We start from the raw sequence: 15,968 nt of genomic DNA, 5'->3' as shown, positions 1-15,968 counted from the left end.
ACTAATATTCCTTAGATAAATGTAACGAAAGCAAAATTATCTTAATAATACTTTCGGTGATGAGCTTGCCATCTCGGCGCGCACCCAGTCAATAAAAACCTGAATACGTTTGCGCTTCGCTGAATTAGGATCATAGGCTATATAGCGCTTCCAAATCACTGGATGCTTAATTTTAAAAGGCACAACCAATTGTTTTGTAGGGATATATTGCGAAAACATTGCACTAGCAGCCAACGTTACGCCATGACCGCTTAATACCGCATTTAAGGCCATGTCGCTCGAGGTAACTTCAGTTTTCTTAGTCATGTTTTCAAAGCCTTTGACGCCTGCATGTTCAAACCATTTATCCCAAGTAACTACCTGTTCATTAGCTAAGCTAACTAAGGTGCAGTCTAGGAGGTCTTTGGGGCTTTGAAGCCACATGTGTTGTAATAATTTTGGGGAGCAAACAGGATAAACAACGTCTTCACCAAAATCTTCCATGACGAGGTTGTCAGCGTTGAACACTTGTTTGTTAACACCAAAGCGTATCGCCACATCGATATGTTTTTGTTGTAAATCTTCTTTTTGATTTGAGCCTAATATACGTACATTAATATCCGGATGTACTTGAGAAAATTTATATAAACGAGGCATTAACCATAAAGAACAAAATGCTTGTGTTGACGTAATCGTTAAATCGCCAGCAATATCTTCATGTTGAATACTGTTAAGCCCTTTTATCAAGATATTAAGCGCTTGATGTGTCGACTCATACAAGGTCTCGCCACTTGGCGTTAACAACATTTTACGACCCGTACGAACAAATAACTTTATGGATAGAACATTTTCCAATTGCCGCATTTGTTGGCTAACCGCCGCTTGAGAAACAAACAACTCTTCTGCCGCTTGACTATAACTTTTATGCCGAGCAGCACTTTCAAAGGTACGCATTGCATTTAAATACTTGAGTCGTTGATCCATTTTTACTTATTGCCCATAAGTTTTACTTATATTAAGTGTAAGTTTATATCGTTGGTTTGTCATTTTTTGTTTTGACAAAATAGTCTTACACCCACAAATAAGGATAGATAATGGAAAAGCCACAAAAAACATTAACCACTGATAATAATGAAATAAACAAACCATTTACTGATGAAAAGAGTAATATATTAAAAAATAAAACAATTAAACTTCAACAACGTTTAGCTATCATTTCAAATAATTTAAACTTATGTTTGTTAATTCATTTTAAATAATGGCTTTCGATAAAAAGTTTCGTAATAAACTTTTACATTTTACGATGAACCAACGTTTTTTACTTTGGTCTATACTCGCAACAATAAAAATTAATAAATGATTCTCTGAGGATAACCATGAAAGCTCTTAAAACACTATTTGGCGGATTCATCGCCTTGACCTTATTCGCTGCGACAGCGGTTGCAGCACAAGACAGTAAATTTGAAGAAGGTAAGCACTATACCGTTATTTCCGCACAAGGCACTAACAAACCCGAGCTGCGTGAATACTTCTCTTATTACTGTCCTGCGTGTCGCGCTTACGAACCTTACTTAACTGAATTCGAAAAAGTATTGCCTGAAGGGGTAAAGCTAGAAAAAACCCATGTGGATTTTATGCGACAAACAACGCCTGATATTCAATTTATGTTGAGTAAGTCACTTATCATTGCTGAAAAAACAGCGATAGCTAAAAAGTTTTCACCTGCTGTTTTTAAATATTTACAAACGGATCGATCAACAATAGAGACAGAACAAGATATTCGTGAGATTTTTATATTAAGTGGTGGTAATGGCGCTAAGTTTGATAAAGGCATGAAAAGCTTTAGTATTGTTAGCGAAGCTAAGCGTAATAAACAAACGCAAGATAAGTTATCAAAAGCTCGCTATTTAACGGGGGTACCTACGATGGTTGTTAATGGCAAGTATGTGATAAATTCAAAAGCATTAGATGATAAAAACTTTTTCGCTGATTACACCGCATTAGTTGCTCACCTCTTTACGCTTTAATGGTCAATTATTTACCTTCTCCATTATAAAAATCTATTAAGGTGAACTTAATAGATTTTACATTTCCGAACATACGCCTATCAAAAACGAACAGTTACTCACCTCTGTATTAAATTAAAATACATATTCAATTGATATATATACAATTTAATTATTGGCACAACTCTTCCATTACACTATTCAACTTTATACTTATAGCAATAGACGTTCAATGGAAATAAAATTATTAAAACAAAAACCTTGGAAAAAATGGTTAGCCTTTAGTTTATTTATTGCACTTATTGGTTATGCTGCTTTCGCTGTGAGTAGTAAAGCGATCAAAGAAGTAGCTTATGGCACGTTAACTTTTCAAGCAGTTGAGCAAGGTGCTATTGATGTTTACACAAATGCTTATGGTGAGTTTTATTCTGCCAAAGAGCGTTTACTCACGGCGCCAGCAATGGGTAAAGTCGCTGAGATTTTAGTTCGCCCAGGGACAAAAATAACAACTGAAACTATCATACTATTATTAACAAACCCTAAACTTGAGCAAGAAGTTAACCAAGCTAAAGGCTTGTTAGCACAACAACAAGCGCAACGTGAAGCCTTTAAATATGAGCAACAAAGTCTGCGCTTAAATTATCAAGGTCGTATCGCTGATATTGAGGCCGAAATTGAAAAAGCTCAGCTTGAACTCTCTGTTAATGAAAACTTAATGGATTTAGGCGTTTCCTCACAAATAGATTTGCAACGCGCTAAATTATCAGTGAAACAACAAACCAAGCGATTAAAGTTTGAAAATGAAAAATTAATACAATTTGTTGAAATGCAAGGATACCAATTAACCCAACGCGATATCACGATTACTCAGCAAGAATCTCAAGTGGTTTTATTAGAAAAACAACTTGAAGACATGCATGTAAAAGGTGGGATTTCCGGTTCATTACAAAGTTTAGAAGTTGAATTAGGCCAAAGTGTTCAGTTGGGCCAATCACTTGCGAAAGTAGGTAGTGATTTAGCGTTAATCGCGCGTTTACGCTTGCCTCAACAGTTAGCAGATCAAATTGATATTGGTGCCCTCGTCACGATTAACACTCAAAAAGGCTCAGTCAAAGCACATATAAGCCGTATTGAAAGTATTGTAACGAATGGCTCTGTATTAGCTGAGGCGGTAATTGACAGCGAACTGACTTCGAACGCACGCCCCTCTTTGTCAGTGTCTGCACAAGTATTTGTAAAACACGAAACCAATGCCACTTTTATCAAGCAAACATCGGGTCTTCGCCCACGTTCAAAACAAAGTGTATTCGTAAAAACTAACAAAAATACTGTTGTGCAACGAGAAGTTGTTTTCGGAGAACTTTCTCAAAACAAATTGATGATAATTGGAGGGTTAATTATTGGCGATGAAATTATTAGCAGTGATACTCGCCATTATGAAAGATTCAAAGAATTAACCCTTACTTATTAACGTAATTCTAAGTATTTATTATAAAAATGTAGTCATTAAAACAATCATAAAAATAAGGAAATAATAATGAAAACTATAGTTAACATGAATAACGTTCATAAACGTTTCGATAGCAAACAAATTGAAACGCATGCACTACAAGGTGTGTCTTTAGATATTCATCAAGGTGAGTTTGTTGCTATTACCGGACCTTCTGGTTGCGGAAAATCAACATTGTTATCAATTATGGGGTTAATGGATAACGCCAGCGAAGGTGAATATATAATAGCAGATATTAATACCCAAGGTTTGAAAGTTGACCAGAGAACACAAATAAGAAACCAGCATATTGGCTATGTATTTCAATCATTTAATTTAATCGACAGTTTGACCGTTTTTGAAAATGTCGCTTTGCCACTTGAACACAGGAAAGTAAAAAAGGCAGAAATTAAGCAACGTGTTGAAGAAGTATTAGCGCAAGTTGATATGGCACACCGTCAAAGTTATCGACCTAATCAGTTATCAGGTGGTCAACAACAACGTATTGCCATCGCTCGTGCGTTAGTTGGGAAACCTGATTTAATTTTAGTGGATGAGCCCACCGGTAACCTAGATAGTAAAAATGGTGACCAAGTTATGGCTTTATTAGAAACACTGAATAAAGCAGGTTCTACTATTGTAATGGTAACCCATGATTCTCGCTATGCACGTTGTGCAAGTCGCCAAATTCAGCTACTTGATGGACAAATTGTTTCGCAAGCAAATACAAACAACCCAAACCATGCCGAAAAAAATAGAGAATTACAGGGGGTTGCATGAGCTTAGTCAGTAAAGCTTTCTATAGCGGCATCGGACGGGTATTTTCTTTACCTCGTTTAAGTGTACCGCTTATTCTAACCTTAGGGCTAACACTTGGTGCGGTGTTAACGGTAATCGCGATTTCATCTACCTTATTACTTAAACCCTTGCAGGGTGTTGCTAATGAAAAGAAACTTCAAGCTTATTCCGTAAGTGTTCCTTTCAGTGAGCAGTTTATTTTGCCCTTTTTTGAAATGAAACGTCTTGCACATTTTAATGATGATTTTTCTGATCTGGGTGAATGGGCAAGTCTGTCCACTCAGCAAGTAAAAGTTTCCGTCGATAATATCCAATTCGATGTAAATAAAAATTTAGCATCAAGTAATATTCTCAAGGTACTAGGAACAAAACTCATAAAAGGCCAAGACGTTACGATTAATTCACCTGATCGCTTCGTCTGGATCTCAAATAGTTTTTGGCAAAGTGCATTTTCAGGTAGTGAATCAGCTTTAGGTCAAACAATTCAACTGCAAGAAAACAACTATACGATTGCCGGAATTATTGAAGACGTATCAGCAATAAAAAGTACCAGCGTAGTTAACTTAAATCAAATATGGCAGATAGAAAATTTAGCGCATGCAATATCAACTCCTGAATCAGGCAATCTTAATGGCAGTTTAGGAAATATTTTTGTTTTACAAAAGAACACCGAAAGAAAGTTAACTGAAGCAGATATTAGAGAATGGAGTAAACAATATGTGGAAGCTAATTTTACTGCAGAAAAAGCAACCACATTTAAAATGTTCAGTAACGATTTTAAATTAGACGTTAAAAACAATAGCTATCGAAAGCATATACTTGGCTCAGCAGCATCACTTGTTATGACTTTAACCATTGCCGTTATTGGTTTATTGTTGATGGCTACTCTTAATTTATTAAACTTATTTATTGCTCATTATCAAGCACGTAGTAAAGAATTTGCCATTCAATTAAGTTTGGGCGCCAGCATAGATAAGCTAAGATTATTAATTTTTTTAGAGAACCTTCCTTGTTTCATTCTAGCAGCCATTGTGGGACTATTATCTGCAGGCTGGATAATCAAGTTACTACCGATATTAGCAGGCAATAACTTACCTTTATTAACAACCATAAGCCTTGATTTTCCAACGGTGATCGCCGCTTTATTAATTGTAATGTTATTGACACTAATTTTTAGTTTACTCGCAACTATAGATGTTAATAAGCATTCCCATGTAGAAAATCTAAATAGCAGTGGTAAAGGTATTCAAGCACAGAGTAATGAAACATTAAGTAAAACCTTAATGGTATTACAATTATCTTTAGCTTCAATTTTATTAACCTCTAGCGTGATGTTAGCACTACAAAGCTACCAAGAAATTTATGGTGATTTAGGTTATTCACTAGGAAATAGTTATGAAATTACCATGCTTCCTATTGATGGCGGCTTTACAAAAAATGACAACACAGATAATTCATTAAGTAATGACACCATTGCTATGATTAATTTTATTGAGAGTACAGTAAGTGGCAGTAAAGTTATTGTTCCTACATCGGGACCACTTAGTGGTTCAACCACGATTCATACTTTTAAGGATGATGATGAAAACATTAGTTTTTCCTATGAATATAAATACGCCAATGAGAATTATTTTTCAGCATTTAATATAGATTTTATTGCTGGAAAGGACATTTCAAAGAAACAAATGGACAATGCAGAATCTGTAGCGATTATAGATACTGCCATGGCAAAATTAATGTATCCAACGCTATCATACGATGAAGTGATAGGTAAAAAACTTAAGGTATCACAGACACTAACTATTCAAGGAGTTGTGCCTACATTAAGAAGCCAGCCCGGAAATTTAAAGCAACACCAACTTCCTGCTATCTATAAAAATAGAGCTAGTACCATTAGCTTTTTAGCTTACACGGTTATGATGCCAAAAGGCAAAGAACTAACAACGGCCATGTTAGAAGATAAATTCAAAAAACAGTTTCCTTTATTTAAAAATATAGAAGTTACCTCGTTAAATGATACTTGGGCAAAAATGACCCAAACCCACCGAATCAGCTTATGGATAATTATCACAGTAACTTTACTTACTTTGCTTCTTGCCGCTATTGGTGTTGCAGGTTTGACTCAAATGACAACAAACCATCGTAAGTATGAATTAGCCGTTCGCATGGCAACGGGCGCGAAACAATCACTATTAGTGCGCTTTATTTTAAAAGATGCTTTGTGGATGTTGGTATTGGGTTTAGGGCTAGGCTTTGCATTTTCAGTTTTTGGTTATGAGCAACTTCAAAAGCACCTAACAATGTTACCTGAATTTAATGGCGTCGCTATGTCGATATTAGATGTAGGTTTAATTTTTATTGTGCTTTTGTCTGTCATTATTCCTGCTTGGCGCGTAATAAGTGCTGACCCGATGCAAGCATTACGTGAAGAGTAATATTTTTTCATACTTAAAATTACGTTATCATGAGGTAAATTGATAAAGTTAAGTGAGGGTTGACCAAGAGTTCCTCACTTTGTTTATATCTATTACTGCCTCAACATTAACAATATAAATAGTTAAGGATTTTTTGTTGGATTATAAAAATAATGCCACGATTCTCATCGCCGATGATGATGAAGATATTAGGTTAGCCCTAACGTTACTATTACAAGCGAATGGCTTTCGTATCATTGAAGCCGAAAATCCTAAAGAAGTGATTATTCAAGCAGAACGACAAAAGCCTGATTTAATTTTATTAGACATGAACTTTAACCGTGATACCACCAGCGGAAAAGAAGGTTTAGAAATTCTCACTCAACTCCATAAAAATAAAATTCCCGTTATTTTAATGACCGCGTGGGGTAGTATTGAACTTGCCGTTAAGGGTTTAAAACAAGGTGCGTGCGATTTTATTGAAAAACCATGGCAAAAAGAGAAGCTCCTCAATAACATTCACCAGCAGCTTAATGTGGCTAAACTTCAGCAAGAAAATCAAGGCTATCGTGCTTTATTAAATTCAGCAGTAGAAAATAAAACGCCATCGACATGGATTTGCCAATCACCTGCTATGATTGCCATCGAGCAACTAGTTAAGCAAATAGCTCCGACCGATGCCAATGTACTTATTTTAGGTGAGAACGGTACAGGAAAGTCGCTTCTGGCAGAACGTATTCATCAACTTTCAACACGTCATAATGCCCCCTTAATTTCAGTTAACATGGCAGCGATACCTGAAAATTTATTTGAAAGTGAATTATTCGGTCATCAAAAAGGTGCATTTACTGATGCGAAACAAAATAGAATTGGCCGTTTTCAATTAGCAGATCAAGGCAGTTTGTTTTTTGATGAAATCGGCTCTTTACCCCTTATTTTACAGCCTAAGTTATTACGCGTTTTAGAAACGGGTCAATATGAAATAGTAGGTTCAAGCCAAACACAAAGTGCTAATGTTCGTTTGATCAGCGCAACCAATGCAAATTTACACTATTTGGTTACCGAAGGTGGCTTTCGACAAGACTTACTTTACCGATTAAATACGTTCGTAATCACCTTACCACCTTTGCGAGAACGCCTTGCTGACATGGCGCTATTAACAGTAAACTTTATTAATACGTTTTGTAAAAAATATCAGAAGGATCCCATAACCTTATCTGACTCTGCTTTAACTAAACTTAATCGACATAACTGGCCGGGTAATATACGCGAATTGAGTCACGTTATTGAACGAGCCGTATTAATGGCAACCAGTAATGAAATAACCGATTTACAGTTATTACTTGAAGTTCCACAAAATGAACAAAATCATATCGTTCTACAACCGTTAGAAGTAGCCGAGCAGCAGCTTATCGACAAGGCGATGACGGTTACACAAGGTAACGTTATTGAAGCTGCTAAAATTTTGGATATTTCGCGTAATGCGCTTTATCGACGCTTAGAAAAATTTGCTAATAATGAAAACATCTCTAAAGAGTAAGCATATGAAAGCAGGTACGGTTAAGTGAGCAATGAAAAAAACTTAGTCATCGCGCTAAGTTTTGTAGTTTTATTAATAATAAGTTTGGTTGCCGCACTCACCTTAACTTTAGGTTGGAGCTTGCTCGGTATAGCCACATTATTATTTGCACTTGCCTACCCATTAATCTGGGTAGCATGGCGTTGTTATTCATTTTGGTGCCAAACCATTAGGCAACTGACTACTTTCACCCAAATACTTAAGGAGGGTGAACAGAACCTTCGCTTTAAACAACAACATCCCGATAATTTACTGCTTGCTTTACAAAAAGAAATTACCGGATTAGCTCAAGTAAATTTGACCAAATCACGTAATCATCAAAGCTTAGACAATTTATTAAATCACATTCTCGATGCTTGGTCTGTACCTGTATGCTTGTTCGACGAAAACCTACAACTCACCTATCGTAATACAGCAATGAATGAACAGATCCAACAACCTATGCTAGTAGGAAGTTTTGCAAGCGACTTAGGTTTTAAACATCAAAATGGACAGTTAACTCACCCCAAATTTGATCAACAATGGCAGTGTCAAAGTATTCAATACAAGCAAGAGAACCAAGATCATTGGCTTTTTTCTGCTATCAACATTTCTCAATTATTAAATAAAAATAGCAGCGTAACTCAGCAAAACTTAATTCGTGTTTTAGGGCATGAATTACGTAACTCGTTAACCCCCATGGCTTCTATGACAGATACTTTATTATCTGCTGATGAATTAGATGAGCAACAAACCCGTTTAGTACTTTCTCGTATCCATAAACGTAGTAATCGATTATTGTCTTTTATTAGTGAATACAGCAAATTAACTCAACTTCCATTACCTAGGCTTGAGTGGTTTGATTTAAGTGAAATTATTGATGAAACGAAATTATTAGTTAATGAGCAGCTTTGTCTTATTGAATTCCAAGGTAATCAACAATGCTTCGGCGATGAAGAACAAATAGCTCAGGTGATTATAAATTTAGTGAAGAATGCTCAAGAAGCAAGTGAAAATATCCAAACTAAAATAGTCATAAAAGCATTTTATAAACAAGAGCAACAAATAATTGAAGTTGAAGATAACGGGCCAGGTTTTGCTAATCTCAACAATGTATTAACCCCTTTTTATACCACTAAACCTGGAGGATCTGGCATAGGTCTATCGTTATGTGCTGAAATTATAAAAAATCACTTTGGCCAGCTTAGTGTCGAGAACAGACAAAATAAAAGCGCCATTGTTGGCGCTAGCATATTAATGAGTTGGCCCATTGTCAGTTAGTATTTAGCTTAGCTGACAAAGATAAGTTTAACGGCGCCCATATTTACTTTCTGTGCTTGTTCGTTTTTTCGAGCGTGCACTTTGACCTAACGCTTTTTTTCTATCTCGCTGTTTCTGCCCACCTTTTCTTGCCGGCTTTTCTGTTTTAGTTAAGTCAGGTTCATAACCAGGATACCATTGCTGTAATAAGCGCGTATCAAGTACTTTTTCAACCGCTTCTAGTAACCATTCTTCACTAGGGCTCATTAATGACACAGCTAAACCTTCATTACCTGCTCGACCCGTTCGACCGATGCGATGAATATAGTCTTCTGCGATATAAGGCAATTCGTAGTTAATGACATAATTTAAGTCAGCAATATCTAAGCCACGTGAGGCTACATCAGTAGCCACTAGAGCACGGGTTTTTCCTTCTTTAAATTCTGCTAAGGCTTTTTCTCTTGCGCCTTGAGATTTATCACCATGAATCGATTGCGTTTTAATACCGTCTTTACACATTTCTTTCGCTAATGCATCAGCCGTTACCTTAGTACGGGTGAAAATAAGGACTTGTTTCCAATTCTTTGAACCGATTAAAAATGAGGTTAATTCACGCTTTCGATCACTATCAACGGTATAAAGAATTTGCTCTACTCTTGCCGCCGCAGCATTTCGCTCGCTAACTTCAATTAACTCAGGATCGGTTAATAAATTTTTACTGAGTTTAAAAATAGCATCGTCGAAAGTTGCTGAAAACAAGAGGGTTTGGCGCTTAAGTGGTACCCGATTTAAGATACGGTCAATCTCGTCTTTAAAGCCCATATCTAACATACGGTCAGCTTCATCAAAGACTAAACATTCCAGTTCCGTTAACGCTAAAGAGCCATTAATAATATGGTCAAGCAATCGTCCAGGGGTTGCGACTAAGACATCTGCGCCTTTATTCAACGCGGTAATTTGTGGATTAATACTAACCCCACCATAAACGACGGCAATATTGAGCGCAGTATTCTCTGCGTAACTGACAAAGCTTTTATAGACCTGTTGTGCAAGTTCACGTGTTGGCGTTAAGACTAAAGCGCGAACTGGACGTTTTTCAGGGAGTTCAGTCATTAACTTTTGTAAAATAGGTAAAGCAAACGCGGCTGTTTTACCTGTCCCCGTTTGTGCTCCAGCCATAATGTCTTTTCCTGCTAAGATAACAGGAATAGCCTTTTGCTGAATGGGGGTGGCTTCGGTATAACCGAGAGCGTTAACAGCATCGGTTAAGCTTTTGTCTAATGCTAAAGAAGTAAAACTCATGTAATTAACGCTCACCTTTGGCTGATTGATTTTTCTGTTTTTTTTTTAGTTCTTGTTCAAGTTCTTCAGGATAGAAAACTAACCCTTGTTCATTTTGGCTTGGAAAAACGATTAAAGCTAACTCATCTTCTACTAGCCCATGTGACCAACGACTAAACCATTTACTTAATGAAATAGCTTCTGCCTGACATTCTTGCCATTCATCTGTGGCCCAAGCTTGCGCAAATTCTTTATTTGGCCAGACAGGTACGCAATCTTCATCTTCGGTATTAAGCATCACACAGCCGTGCTCGTCTTTTAATATCCAAATTTCATCATTTGCGACAACTTCTTTCAGAAAGTAATTTGCTCGTTGAGCATCATCGTAATTTAAAACGAGTTTGATTTGTTGTTCGTCTAGAGCTTGCACTATAAAATATTCCTATCAGATTTTGTATTAGGTAGCATGACTATTCCACAAAAATTTGCATTTCTTCGCCAATGAGTTTGCGCATTTCCATCAACTTTATCGCTGACTCATGTTGTTTAATATCTTCTGGTGACTCTGGGATCCACGTTGGTATTTTTTCAGACTTACCGTTCTCGTCCACTGCTACCATTATAACAATGCAATGGGTGGTTAATGTACGATTAAGGAACTTTGGATCACAGGCATTAACTTCTAATGCAATATGCATTGATGAATTACCGGTGTAGATCACCTTAGCCTCAACTTCAACTAAGCTACCAACATGAATCGGAGCAATAAAACGTATACCACCCGCATAAGCAGTTACACAATAGCGACCACTCCAACCAGCTGAACAAGCATAAGCAGCTAAATCGATCCATTTCATTACCGCCCCACCGTGAACTTTACCACCAAAATTTACATCTTGTGGTTCGGCTAAAAATCTAAGGGTGATGTCTCTTTGTGGTTTGTTCATGCTTTAACTCTCTTAAAAGATATTAATGGGTTATCCTTGTGGATGGATACCCTTTCAATTTAAAATTTTACCGTTGTATATTCTACTAGGTATACCAACAATCATGATATTAAAATAGAAATATATCCGCCAAACAATCGCAATCAATAAATCTAAGAGGAATATAATGAAAATTTGGGTCGATGCCGACGCTTGTCCTGCGGTAATTAAAGATATCTTATTTCGTGCGGCTGACCGTGCAAAAATTGAAACTATTTTAGTTGCCAATCATTTTCTAAAAATGCCACCGTCCAAGTTTATTTCCTTTGTACAAGTAAGTTCAGGTTTTGATGTGGCTGATAATGAAATTGTTAAACGCTGTACTGCACATGACTTAGTGATCACTGCAGATATCCCGTTAGCGGCAGAAGTCGTAGAAAAAGGTTGTTTGGCTCTAAACCCTAGAGGTGAACTTTATACCGAAAGTAATATTAGGCAAAGACTCAACATGCGCGACTTTATGGATACGTTGCGCTCTAGCGGCATTCAAACGGGTGGCGTACCACCAATTAGTCAAGGTGACAGACAAGCCTTTGCAAATAACCTTGATAAATTATTAGCTAAAAGAATCTAAGGCTCATTAAGAGCCTTCGTTTATTAATTAGCGTGAAGCTGAGTACGGGTCGCTACTATTTTTAGGGCCGTTACTTGCTGGATTTTTACGACGGCCACCTGCATTTGAATCTTTATTCGCGTTACTATCATTTCTATGACGAGGATTTTTACTTTGTGGCTTATGGCCTCGGGCATTGTCTGCAGAACGCTGTCCGTCATGATGTTCGAATTTAGCCTTTTTAGGTTTATTTGCTTTCAAAGGTCTTAGCGGACGTGACTCCAATAAAACATTAAAAGGTTCAAATCCTTCGATAACTTCACGAGGAATATGAGTTTGTATAAGGTGTTCTACATCATTTAATAAATCAATTTCATCTGAGCATACTAAAGAAACAGCTTTACCGCTGGCACCTGCTCGACCTGTTCTACCGATTCGGTGAACATAGTCTTCTGCTACATTAGGTAATTCAAAGTTAACAACTTGTGGTAATTGGTCAATATCAATACCACGTGCCGCAATATCTGTGGCAACTAGAACATTCACTGTGCCGTCTTTAAAATTGGCTAAGGCTTTTGTTCTAGCCCCTTGGCTTTTATTGCCATGAATTGCTGCAGCTTTTATACCTTCAGCTTCTAGTTGCTTCGTTAATTTATTCGCTCCATGTTTAGTTTTCATAAACACTAAAACTTGTTGCCAACCATTATCTTTTATTAATGCGGTTAATAGTCCAGCTTTTTGTTTTTTATCAACCGGATATATTACCTGTGCAACTTTCTCTGCCGTGGTGTTTCTTGGGCTAACTGAGATCTCTACAGGGTTATTTACTAATCCACGTGCTAAATCACGGATATCTTCTGAAAAGGTTGCTGAAAATAAAAGGTTCTGGCGTTGTTTTGGTAATACCGATAAAACTTTTTTAATATCACGTAAAAAGCCCATATCTAGCATTCTATCCGCTTCATCGAGTACGAGTATTTCAAGTTGTTTAAAACTAACCGCTTTCTGATTATAAAGATCAAGAAGACGACCTGGCGTTGCTACCAATATATCGACACCTTGGCGTAAACGCATCATTTGCGGATTAATTTTAACACCACCAAAAACAACAGTGGCCGTTAAAGGTAAATACTTACCGTACATTTCCACATTCTCGTATATTTGCGCAGCGAGCTCTCGTGTAGGCGTTAAAATAAGGGTACGAACTTGATTAGCTTGTGGTTTGTTTCCACCGGATAAGCGTTCCAAAATTGGTAGAGTGAATCCTGCTGTTTTTCCTGTTCCCGTTTGTGCAGCAGCCATAACATCTTGCCCACTTAATACGGCAGGAATAGCTTGTGCTTGAATTGGAGATGGTTCGGTATAACCCTTCTCAGCAATCGCTTTTTGAATCGGGGCAGATAAGCCCAACGAGGTAAAACCCATAGATAAATCTCTTTATAAAAAGTGGAAGTTAGCCAATGTACAGCGGCGTTGCAGAATACAGTATAGCTATGTTAAGTGCAATTACGAGTCGTCGTATTGACCGTTGAATTTTATTAAAATACAAATATTTAATATTAGTTACTGACAAAACTAGACAAGCCCTCTGTTTTCCGTTAAAAGTCACTGTGGTAATGAGACTTTGAAAGGGAATTTATGACTAATATTGATTACGGCAACAAGCACTTTCTCGTTGTCGACAATATTGAACAATCGCGCAATACATTAAAGATATTCGCATATAGTTTAGGTGCAATGAAGGTTGATAGCAGTCATCATGCGCCTGAAATTATGTCTCTATGCGATGAGATAAAGTTCGATGTGATTTTGTTAGGCTATGATCTGGGTGAAGATAAAAAAAATGGCCAGCAAATTCTTGAAGAATTACGTGCTAGGCAAATGATATCACGCCATTGTACGATAGTAATGATCACTGCAGAGGTATCTCAAGCGATGGTGCTAGCAGCACTGGAGCATAAACCTGATGAGTATTTAGCAAAGCCTTATACCCTCAATGACCTAAGTACCCGATTGTCAAGGTGTTTTCAAAAAAAAGACGCAATGCTCAACATTTATAAAGCGATGGATGCAGATAATTTTCAAAAGGTCTTATTGCTTTGTGAACGATTAATTACACAAAATTCTACATATAAAACAGAATGTTTAGGAATAAAGTCACGACAACATTTTGAATTAGCACAATTTGATCAAGCAAGAGAGATTTACGATGCTTACCTCGGTGCTCCTAATTGTCAATGGGCAGCAATTGGCTTAGGTAAAATAGCCTTAGTTGAAAACGACTTCGACTTAGCGATACATTATTTCAGTGCTGTTGTTGATAGTAATCCGCTTTATTTATCAGCTTACGACTGGTTGGCTAAAGCTTATAAATTAACACAGCAACCTAATTTAGCTGAAGATGTTCTAGAAAAAGCCTTATTGATATCACCACGTTCTGTATTACGATTAAAAAATTATGCTGATTTATGTGTTAGTAACGAGAACTTTGATAAAGCAACATATGCTCTCTCTAAAACCAATGAGTTGGCCTACCACTCTGTTCATAAAAAGCCTGAAAATGCATTACTTTTTGTCGAAGCCTTGCTTGAATACGCAGAAAACCTAAGTACATTTCAAGTACGTAAATTAAATAATAAAGGCTTTAAAGCGCTTACAGATATGGTGAAAGATTTTAGCTCTGCTGAGTTAAAAATCCATAGCCAATTATTAACGGCAAGGTTACATCATAAGGCAAATGAAACTCAACTCGCTAAAGAAAACCTTAAGGATGCAGAACGTCTATTAAGTAGATTTAAATACCAATTATCGACATCAGGGACTATTGCTATTGCGAAATCACTAATCGCATTGCAAAGAGCAGCTTATGCACAGAACTTACTTAATGAACTAGCTCAAGCTAACCCAGACAATACCGAGCTACTCTCACAAATAGCCGCTCTGTTAGGTAAGCCTTTACGTGAAAGTGACAAAATTGCCGCTCAAAATGCTTTGGAAGTTGGTAATAACCTATATAGAGCTAATCATTATAGCTTGGCAATTGATAAGTTGAACAAAGCCTTAGTACATTTCCCTAATCACATTGGGATCAAGCTCAACCTTTTGCAGGTATTACTGGTTTCATTTGATGCAAATAATGAACGTAATAGTGACTTAGTACTCGCAGAAGAGTTAATTAAAGAGTTTAGTAAGTTAAGATCAGACAGTGAGTCGTATAAACGATTTATGAAACTAAATGATAAATATATAAGTATAAAGAAAGATTTAGCAGAGGATAAATAATATTAATGAAGTGGTATTAATGTATGAATAACTATTTATGAATTTTTTGGGTGCTATTAATAAGGAAAGAAGTGGTGGAGGGAGGTGGATTCGAACCACCGAAGGCTGAGCCATCAGATTTACAATCTGGTCCCTTTGGCCACTCGGGAACCCCTCCACGGGGCCGACATATCAACATAGAGTTGGTATGTCTTAAACAGCCGCTTAACAATGCCACTATAAGTGATCACTATCAAACTTAATAGGCGCCTAGCAATGTCCTACTCTCACATGGGAACTCCCACACTACCATCGGCGCTACTGCGTTTCACTTCTGAGTTCGGAATGGGATCAGGTGGTGCCACAGTGCTATTGTCGCTAGA

At 37.0% G+C, this 15,968-nt stretch carries 14 protein-coding genes, 1 tRNA gene and 1 rRNA gene; 9 read left to right on the top strand and 7 right to left on the bottom strand.

What is annotated here, in order from left to right:
• Window positions 1-36: 36 nt before the first annotated feature.
• Window positions 37-963, bottom strand: a complete 927-nt coding sequence (locus H4J73_RS09340; protein WP_182223446.1) for a LysR substrate-binding domain-containing protein — start codon at window positions 961-963, stop codon at window positions 37-39.
• Between the two features lie 110 nt (window positions 964-1,073).
• On the opposite strand from H4J73_RS09340, the gene H4J73_RS09335 reads away from it, so the two are divergent.
• The 7 genes from H4J73_RS09335 (at window position 1,074) to H4J73_RS09305 (ending at window position 9,525) form a co-directional block, all read left to right on the top strand.
• Entirely contained in the window at window positions 1,074-1,238 is a 165-nt protein-coding gene (locus H4J73_RS09335) for a hypothetical protein (protein WP_182223445.1), read from the top strand.
• A gap of 117 nt (window positions 1,239-1,355) precedes the next feature.
• Window positions 1,356-2,006, top strand: a complete 651-nt coding sequence (locus tag H4J73_RS09330) for a thiol:disulfide interchange protein DsbA/DsbL (protein WP_182180316.1) — start codon at window positions 1,356-1,358, stop codon at window positions 2,004-2,006.
• A gap of 211 nt (window positions 2,007-2,217) precedes the next feature.
• Window positions 2,218-3,456, top strand: a complete 1,239-nt coding sequence (locus H4J73_RS09325) for an efflux RND transporter periplasmic adaptor subunit (protein WP_182223444.1) — start codon at window positions 2,218-2,220, stop codon at window positions 3,454-3,456.
• Window positions 3,457-3,522: 66 nt separating this feature from the next.
• A complete protein-coding gene (locus H4J73_RS09320) occupies window positions 3,523-4,254 on the top strand; it encodes an ABC transporter ATP-binding protein (protein WP_182180312.1) in 732 nt (243 codons plus the stop codon).
• Window positions 4,251-6,707 (top strand): FtsX-like permease family protein, encoded by a 2,457-nt coding sequence (locus H4J73_RS09315; protein WP_182180310.1) that lies wholly within the window; start codon window positions 4,251-4,253, stop codon window positions 6,705-6,707. Before H4J73_RS09320 ends, H4J73_RS09315 begins: the two co-directional genes overlap by 4 nt.
• A gap of 136 nt (window positions 6,708-6,843) precedes the next feature.
• Window positions 6,844-8,226: a sigma-54 dependent transcriptional regulator gene (locus tag H4J73_RS09310; protein ID WP_220460056.1), complete on the top strand. Its 1,383-nt coding sequence runs from the start codon at window positions 6,844-6,846 to the stop codon at window positions 8,224-8,226.
• A 24-nt stretch (window positions 8,227-8,250) separates the two neighbouring features.
• The gene (locus H4J73_RS09305; RefSeq protein ID WP_182223443.1) at window positions 8,251-9,525 is read left to right on the top strand and encodes a PAS domain-containing sensor histidine kinase; all 1,275 of its coding nucleotides are present in this window, start codon (window positions 8,251-8,253) and stop codon (window positions 9,523-9,525) included.
• A 27-nt stretch (window positions 9,526-9,552) separates the two neighbouring features.
• Here H4J73_RS09305 and H4J73_RS09300 read toward each other — a convergent pair whose 3' ends face one another.
• Genes H4J73_RS09300 through H4J73_RS09290 form a run of 3 tightly spaced genes read right to left on the bottom strand, consistent with a single transcriptional unit; the run spans window position 9,553 to window position 11,732 of the window.
• The gene (locus H4J73_RS09300) at window positions 9,553-10,806 is read right to left on the bottom strand and encodes a DEAD/DEAH box helicase (protein WP_182223442.1); all 1,254 of its coding nucleotides are present in this window, start codon (window positions 10,804-10,806) and stop codon (window positions 9,553-9,555) included.
• 4 nt (window positions 10,807-10,810) lie between these two features.
• Entirely contained in the window at window positions 10,811-11,218 is a 408-nt protein-coding gene (locus H4J73_RS09295) for a DUF2750 domain-containing protein (RefSeq protein WP_182223481.1), read from the bottom strand.
• 37 nt (window positions 11,219-11,255) lie between these two features.
• The gene (locus H4J73_RS09290) at window positions 11,256-11,732 is read right to left on the bottom strand and encodes an acyl-CoA thioesterase (protein ID WP_182180304.1); all 477 of its coding nucleotides are present in this window, start codon (window positions 11,730-11,732) and stop codon (window positions 11,256-11,258) included.
• Window positions 11,733-11,898: 166 nt separating this feature from the next.
• Here H4J73_RS09290 and H4J73_RS09285 point away from each other — a divergent pair, with 166 nt between their 5' ends.
• Window positions 11,899-12,345, top strand: coding sequence for a YaiI/YqxD family protein (locus tag H4J73_RS09285; RefSeq protein WP_182223441.1), 447 nt, complete (start codon window positions 11,899-11,901; stop codon window positions 12,343-12,345).
• Window positions 12,346-12,372: 27 nt separating this feature from the next.
• On the opposite strand, the gene H4J73_RS09280 is transcribed toward H4J73_RS09285, so the two are convergent.
• The gene (locus tag H4J73_RS09280) at window positions 12,373-13,749 is read right to left on the bottom strand and encodes a DEAD/DEAH box helicase (protein WP_182223440.1); all 1,377 of its coding nucleotides are present in this window, start codon (window positions 13,747-13,749) and stop codon (window positions 12,373-12,375) included.
• 213 nt (window positions 13,750-13,962) lie between these two features.
• On the opposite strand from H4J73_RS09280, the gene H4J73_RS09275 reads away from it, so the two are divergent.
• Window positions 13,963-15,606, top strand: a complete 1,644-nt coding sequence (locus tag H4J73_RS09275) for a response regulator (protein WP_182223439.1) — start codon at window positions 13,963-13,965, stop codon at window positions 15,604-15,606.
• Window positions 15,607-15,678: 72 nt separating this feature from the next.
• Here the strand turns inward: H4J73_RS09275 and H4J73_RS09270 are convergent.
• Both H4J73_RS09270 and rrf read right to left on the bottom strand, forming a co-directional pair.
• Window positions 15,679-15,763, bottom strand: a tRNA-Tyr gene (locus tag H4J73_RS09270).
• Window positions 15,764-15,853: 90 nt separating this feature from the next.
• Window positions 15,854-15,968, bottom strand: a 5S ribosomal RNA gene (rrf, locus tag H4J73_RS09265).

The organism is Colwellia sp. MB3u-41, from assembly GCF_014076845.1.
Taxonomy (GTDB): domain Bacteria; phylum Pseudomonadota; class Gammaproteobacteria; order Enterobacterales; family Alteromonadaceae; genus Colwellia_A.
The sequence above is the reverse complement of the archived record's forward strand: the minus strand, read 5'-3'. Positions and strand labels throughout refer to the sequence as shown.

What these genes read in the sequence shown, in the direction of transcription:
- H4J73_RS09300 (WP_182223442.1), bottom strand. Translation starts at nt 10,806, where the DNA reads ATGAGTTTTACTTCTTTAGCATTAGACAAAAGCTTAACCGATGCTGTT.
- H4J73_RS09280 (WP_182223440.1), bottom strand. Translation starts at nt 13,749, where the DNA reads ATGGGTTTTACCTCGTTGGGCTTATCTGCCCCGATTCAAAAAGCGATT.
- H4J73_RS09325 (WP_182223444.1), top strand. Translation starts at nt 2,218, where the DNA reads ATGGAAATAAAATTATTAAAACAAAAACCTTGGAAAAAATGGTTAGCC.
- H4J73_RS09285 (WP_182223441.1), top strand. Translation starts at nt 11,899, where the DNA reads ATGAAAATTTGGGTCGATGCCGACGCTTGTCCTGCGGTAATTAAAGAT.
- H4J73_RS09335 (WP_182223445.1), top strand. Translation starts at nt 1,074, where the DNA reads ATGGAAAAGCCACAAAAAACATTAACCACTGATAATAATGAAATAAAC.
- H4J73_RS09320 (WP_182180312.1), top strand. Translation starts at nt 3,523, where the DNA reads ATGAAAACTATAGTTAACATGAATAACGTTCATAAACGTTTCGATAGC.
- H4J73_RS09275 (WP_182223439.1), top strand. Translation starts at nt 13,963, where the DNA reads ATGACTAATATTGATTACGGCAACAAGCACTTTCTCGTTGTCGACAAT.
- H4J73_RS09290 (WP_182180304.1), bottom strand. Translation starts at nt 11,732, where the DNA reads ATGAACAAACCACAAAGAGACATCACCCTTAGATTTTTAGCCGAACCA.
- H4J73_RS09340 (WP_182223446.1), bottom strand. Translation starts at nt 963, where the DNA reads ATGGATCAACGACTCAAGTATTTAAATGCAATGCGTACCTTTGAAAGT.
- H4J73_RS09315 (WP_182180310.1), top strand. Translation starts at nt 4,251, where the DNA reads ATGAGCTTAGTCAGTAAAGCTTTCTATAGCGGCATCGGACGGGTATTT.
- H4J73_RS09330 (WP_182180316.1), top strand. Translation starts at nt 1,356, where the DNA reads ATGAAAGCTCTTAAAACACTATTTGGCGGATTCATCGCCTTGACCTTA.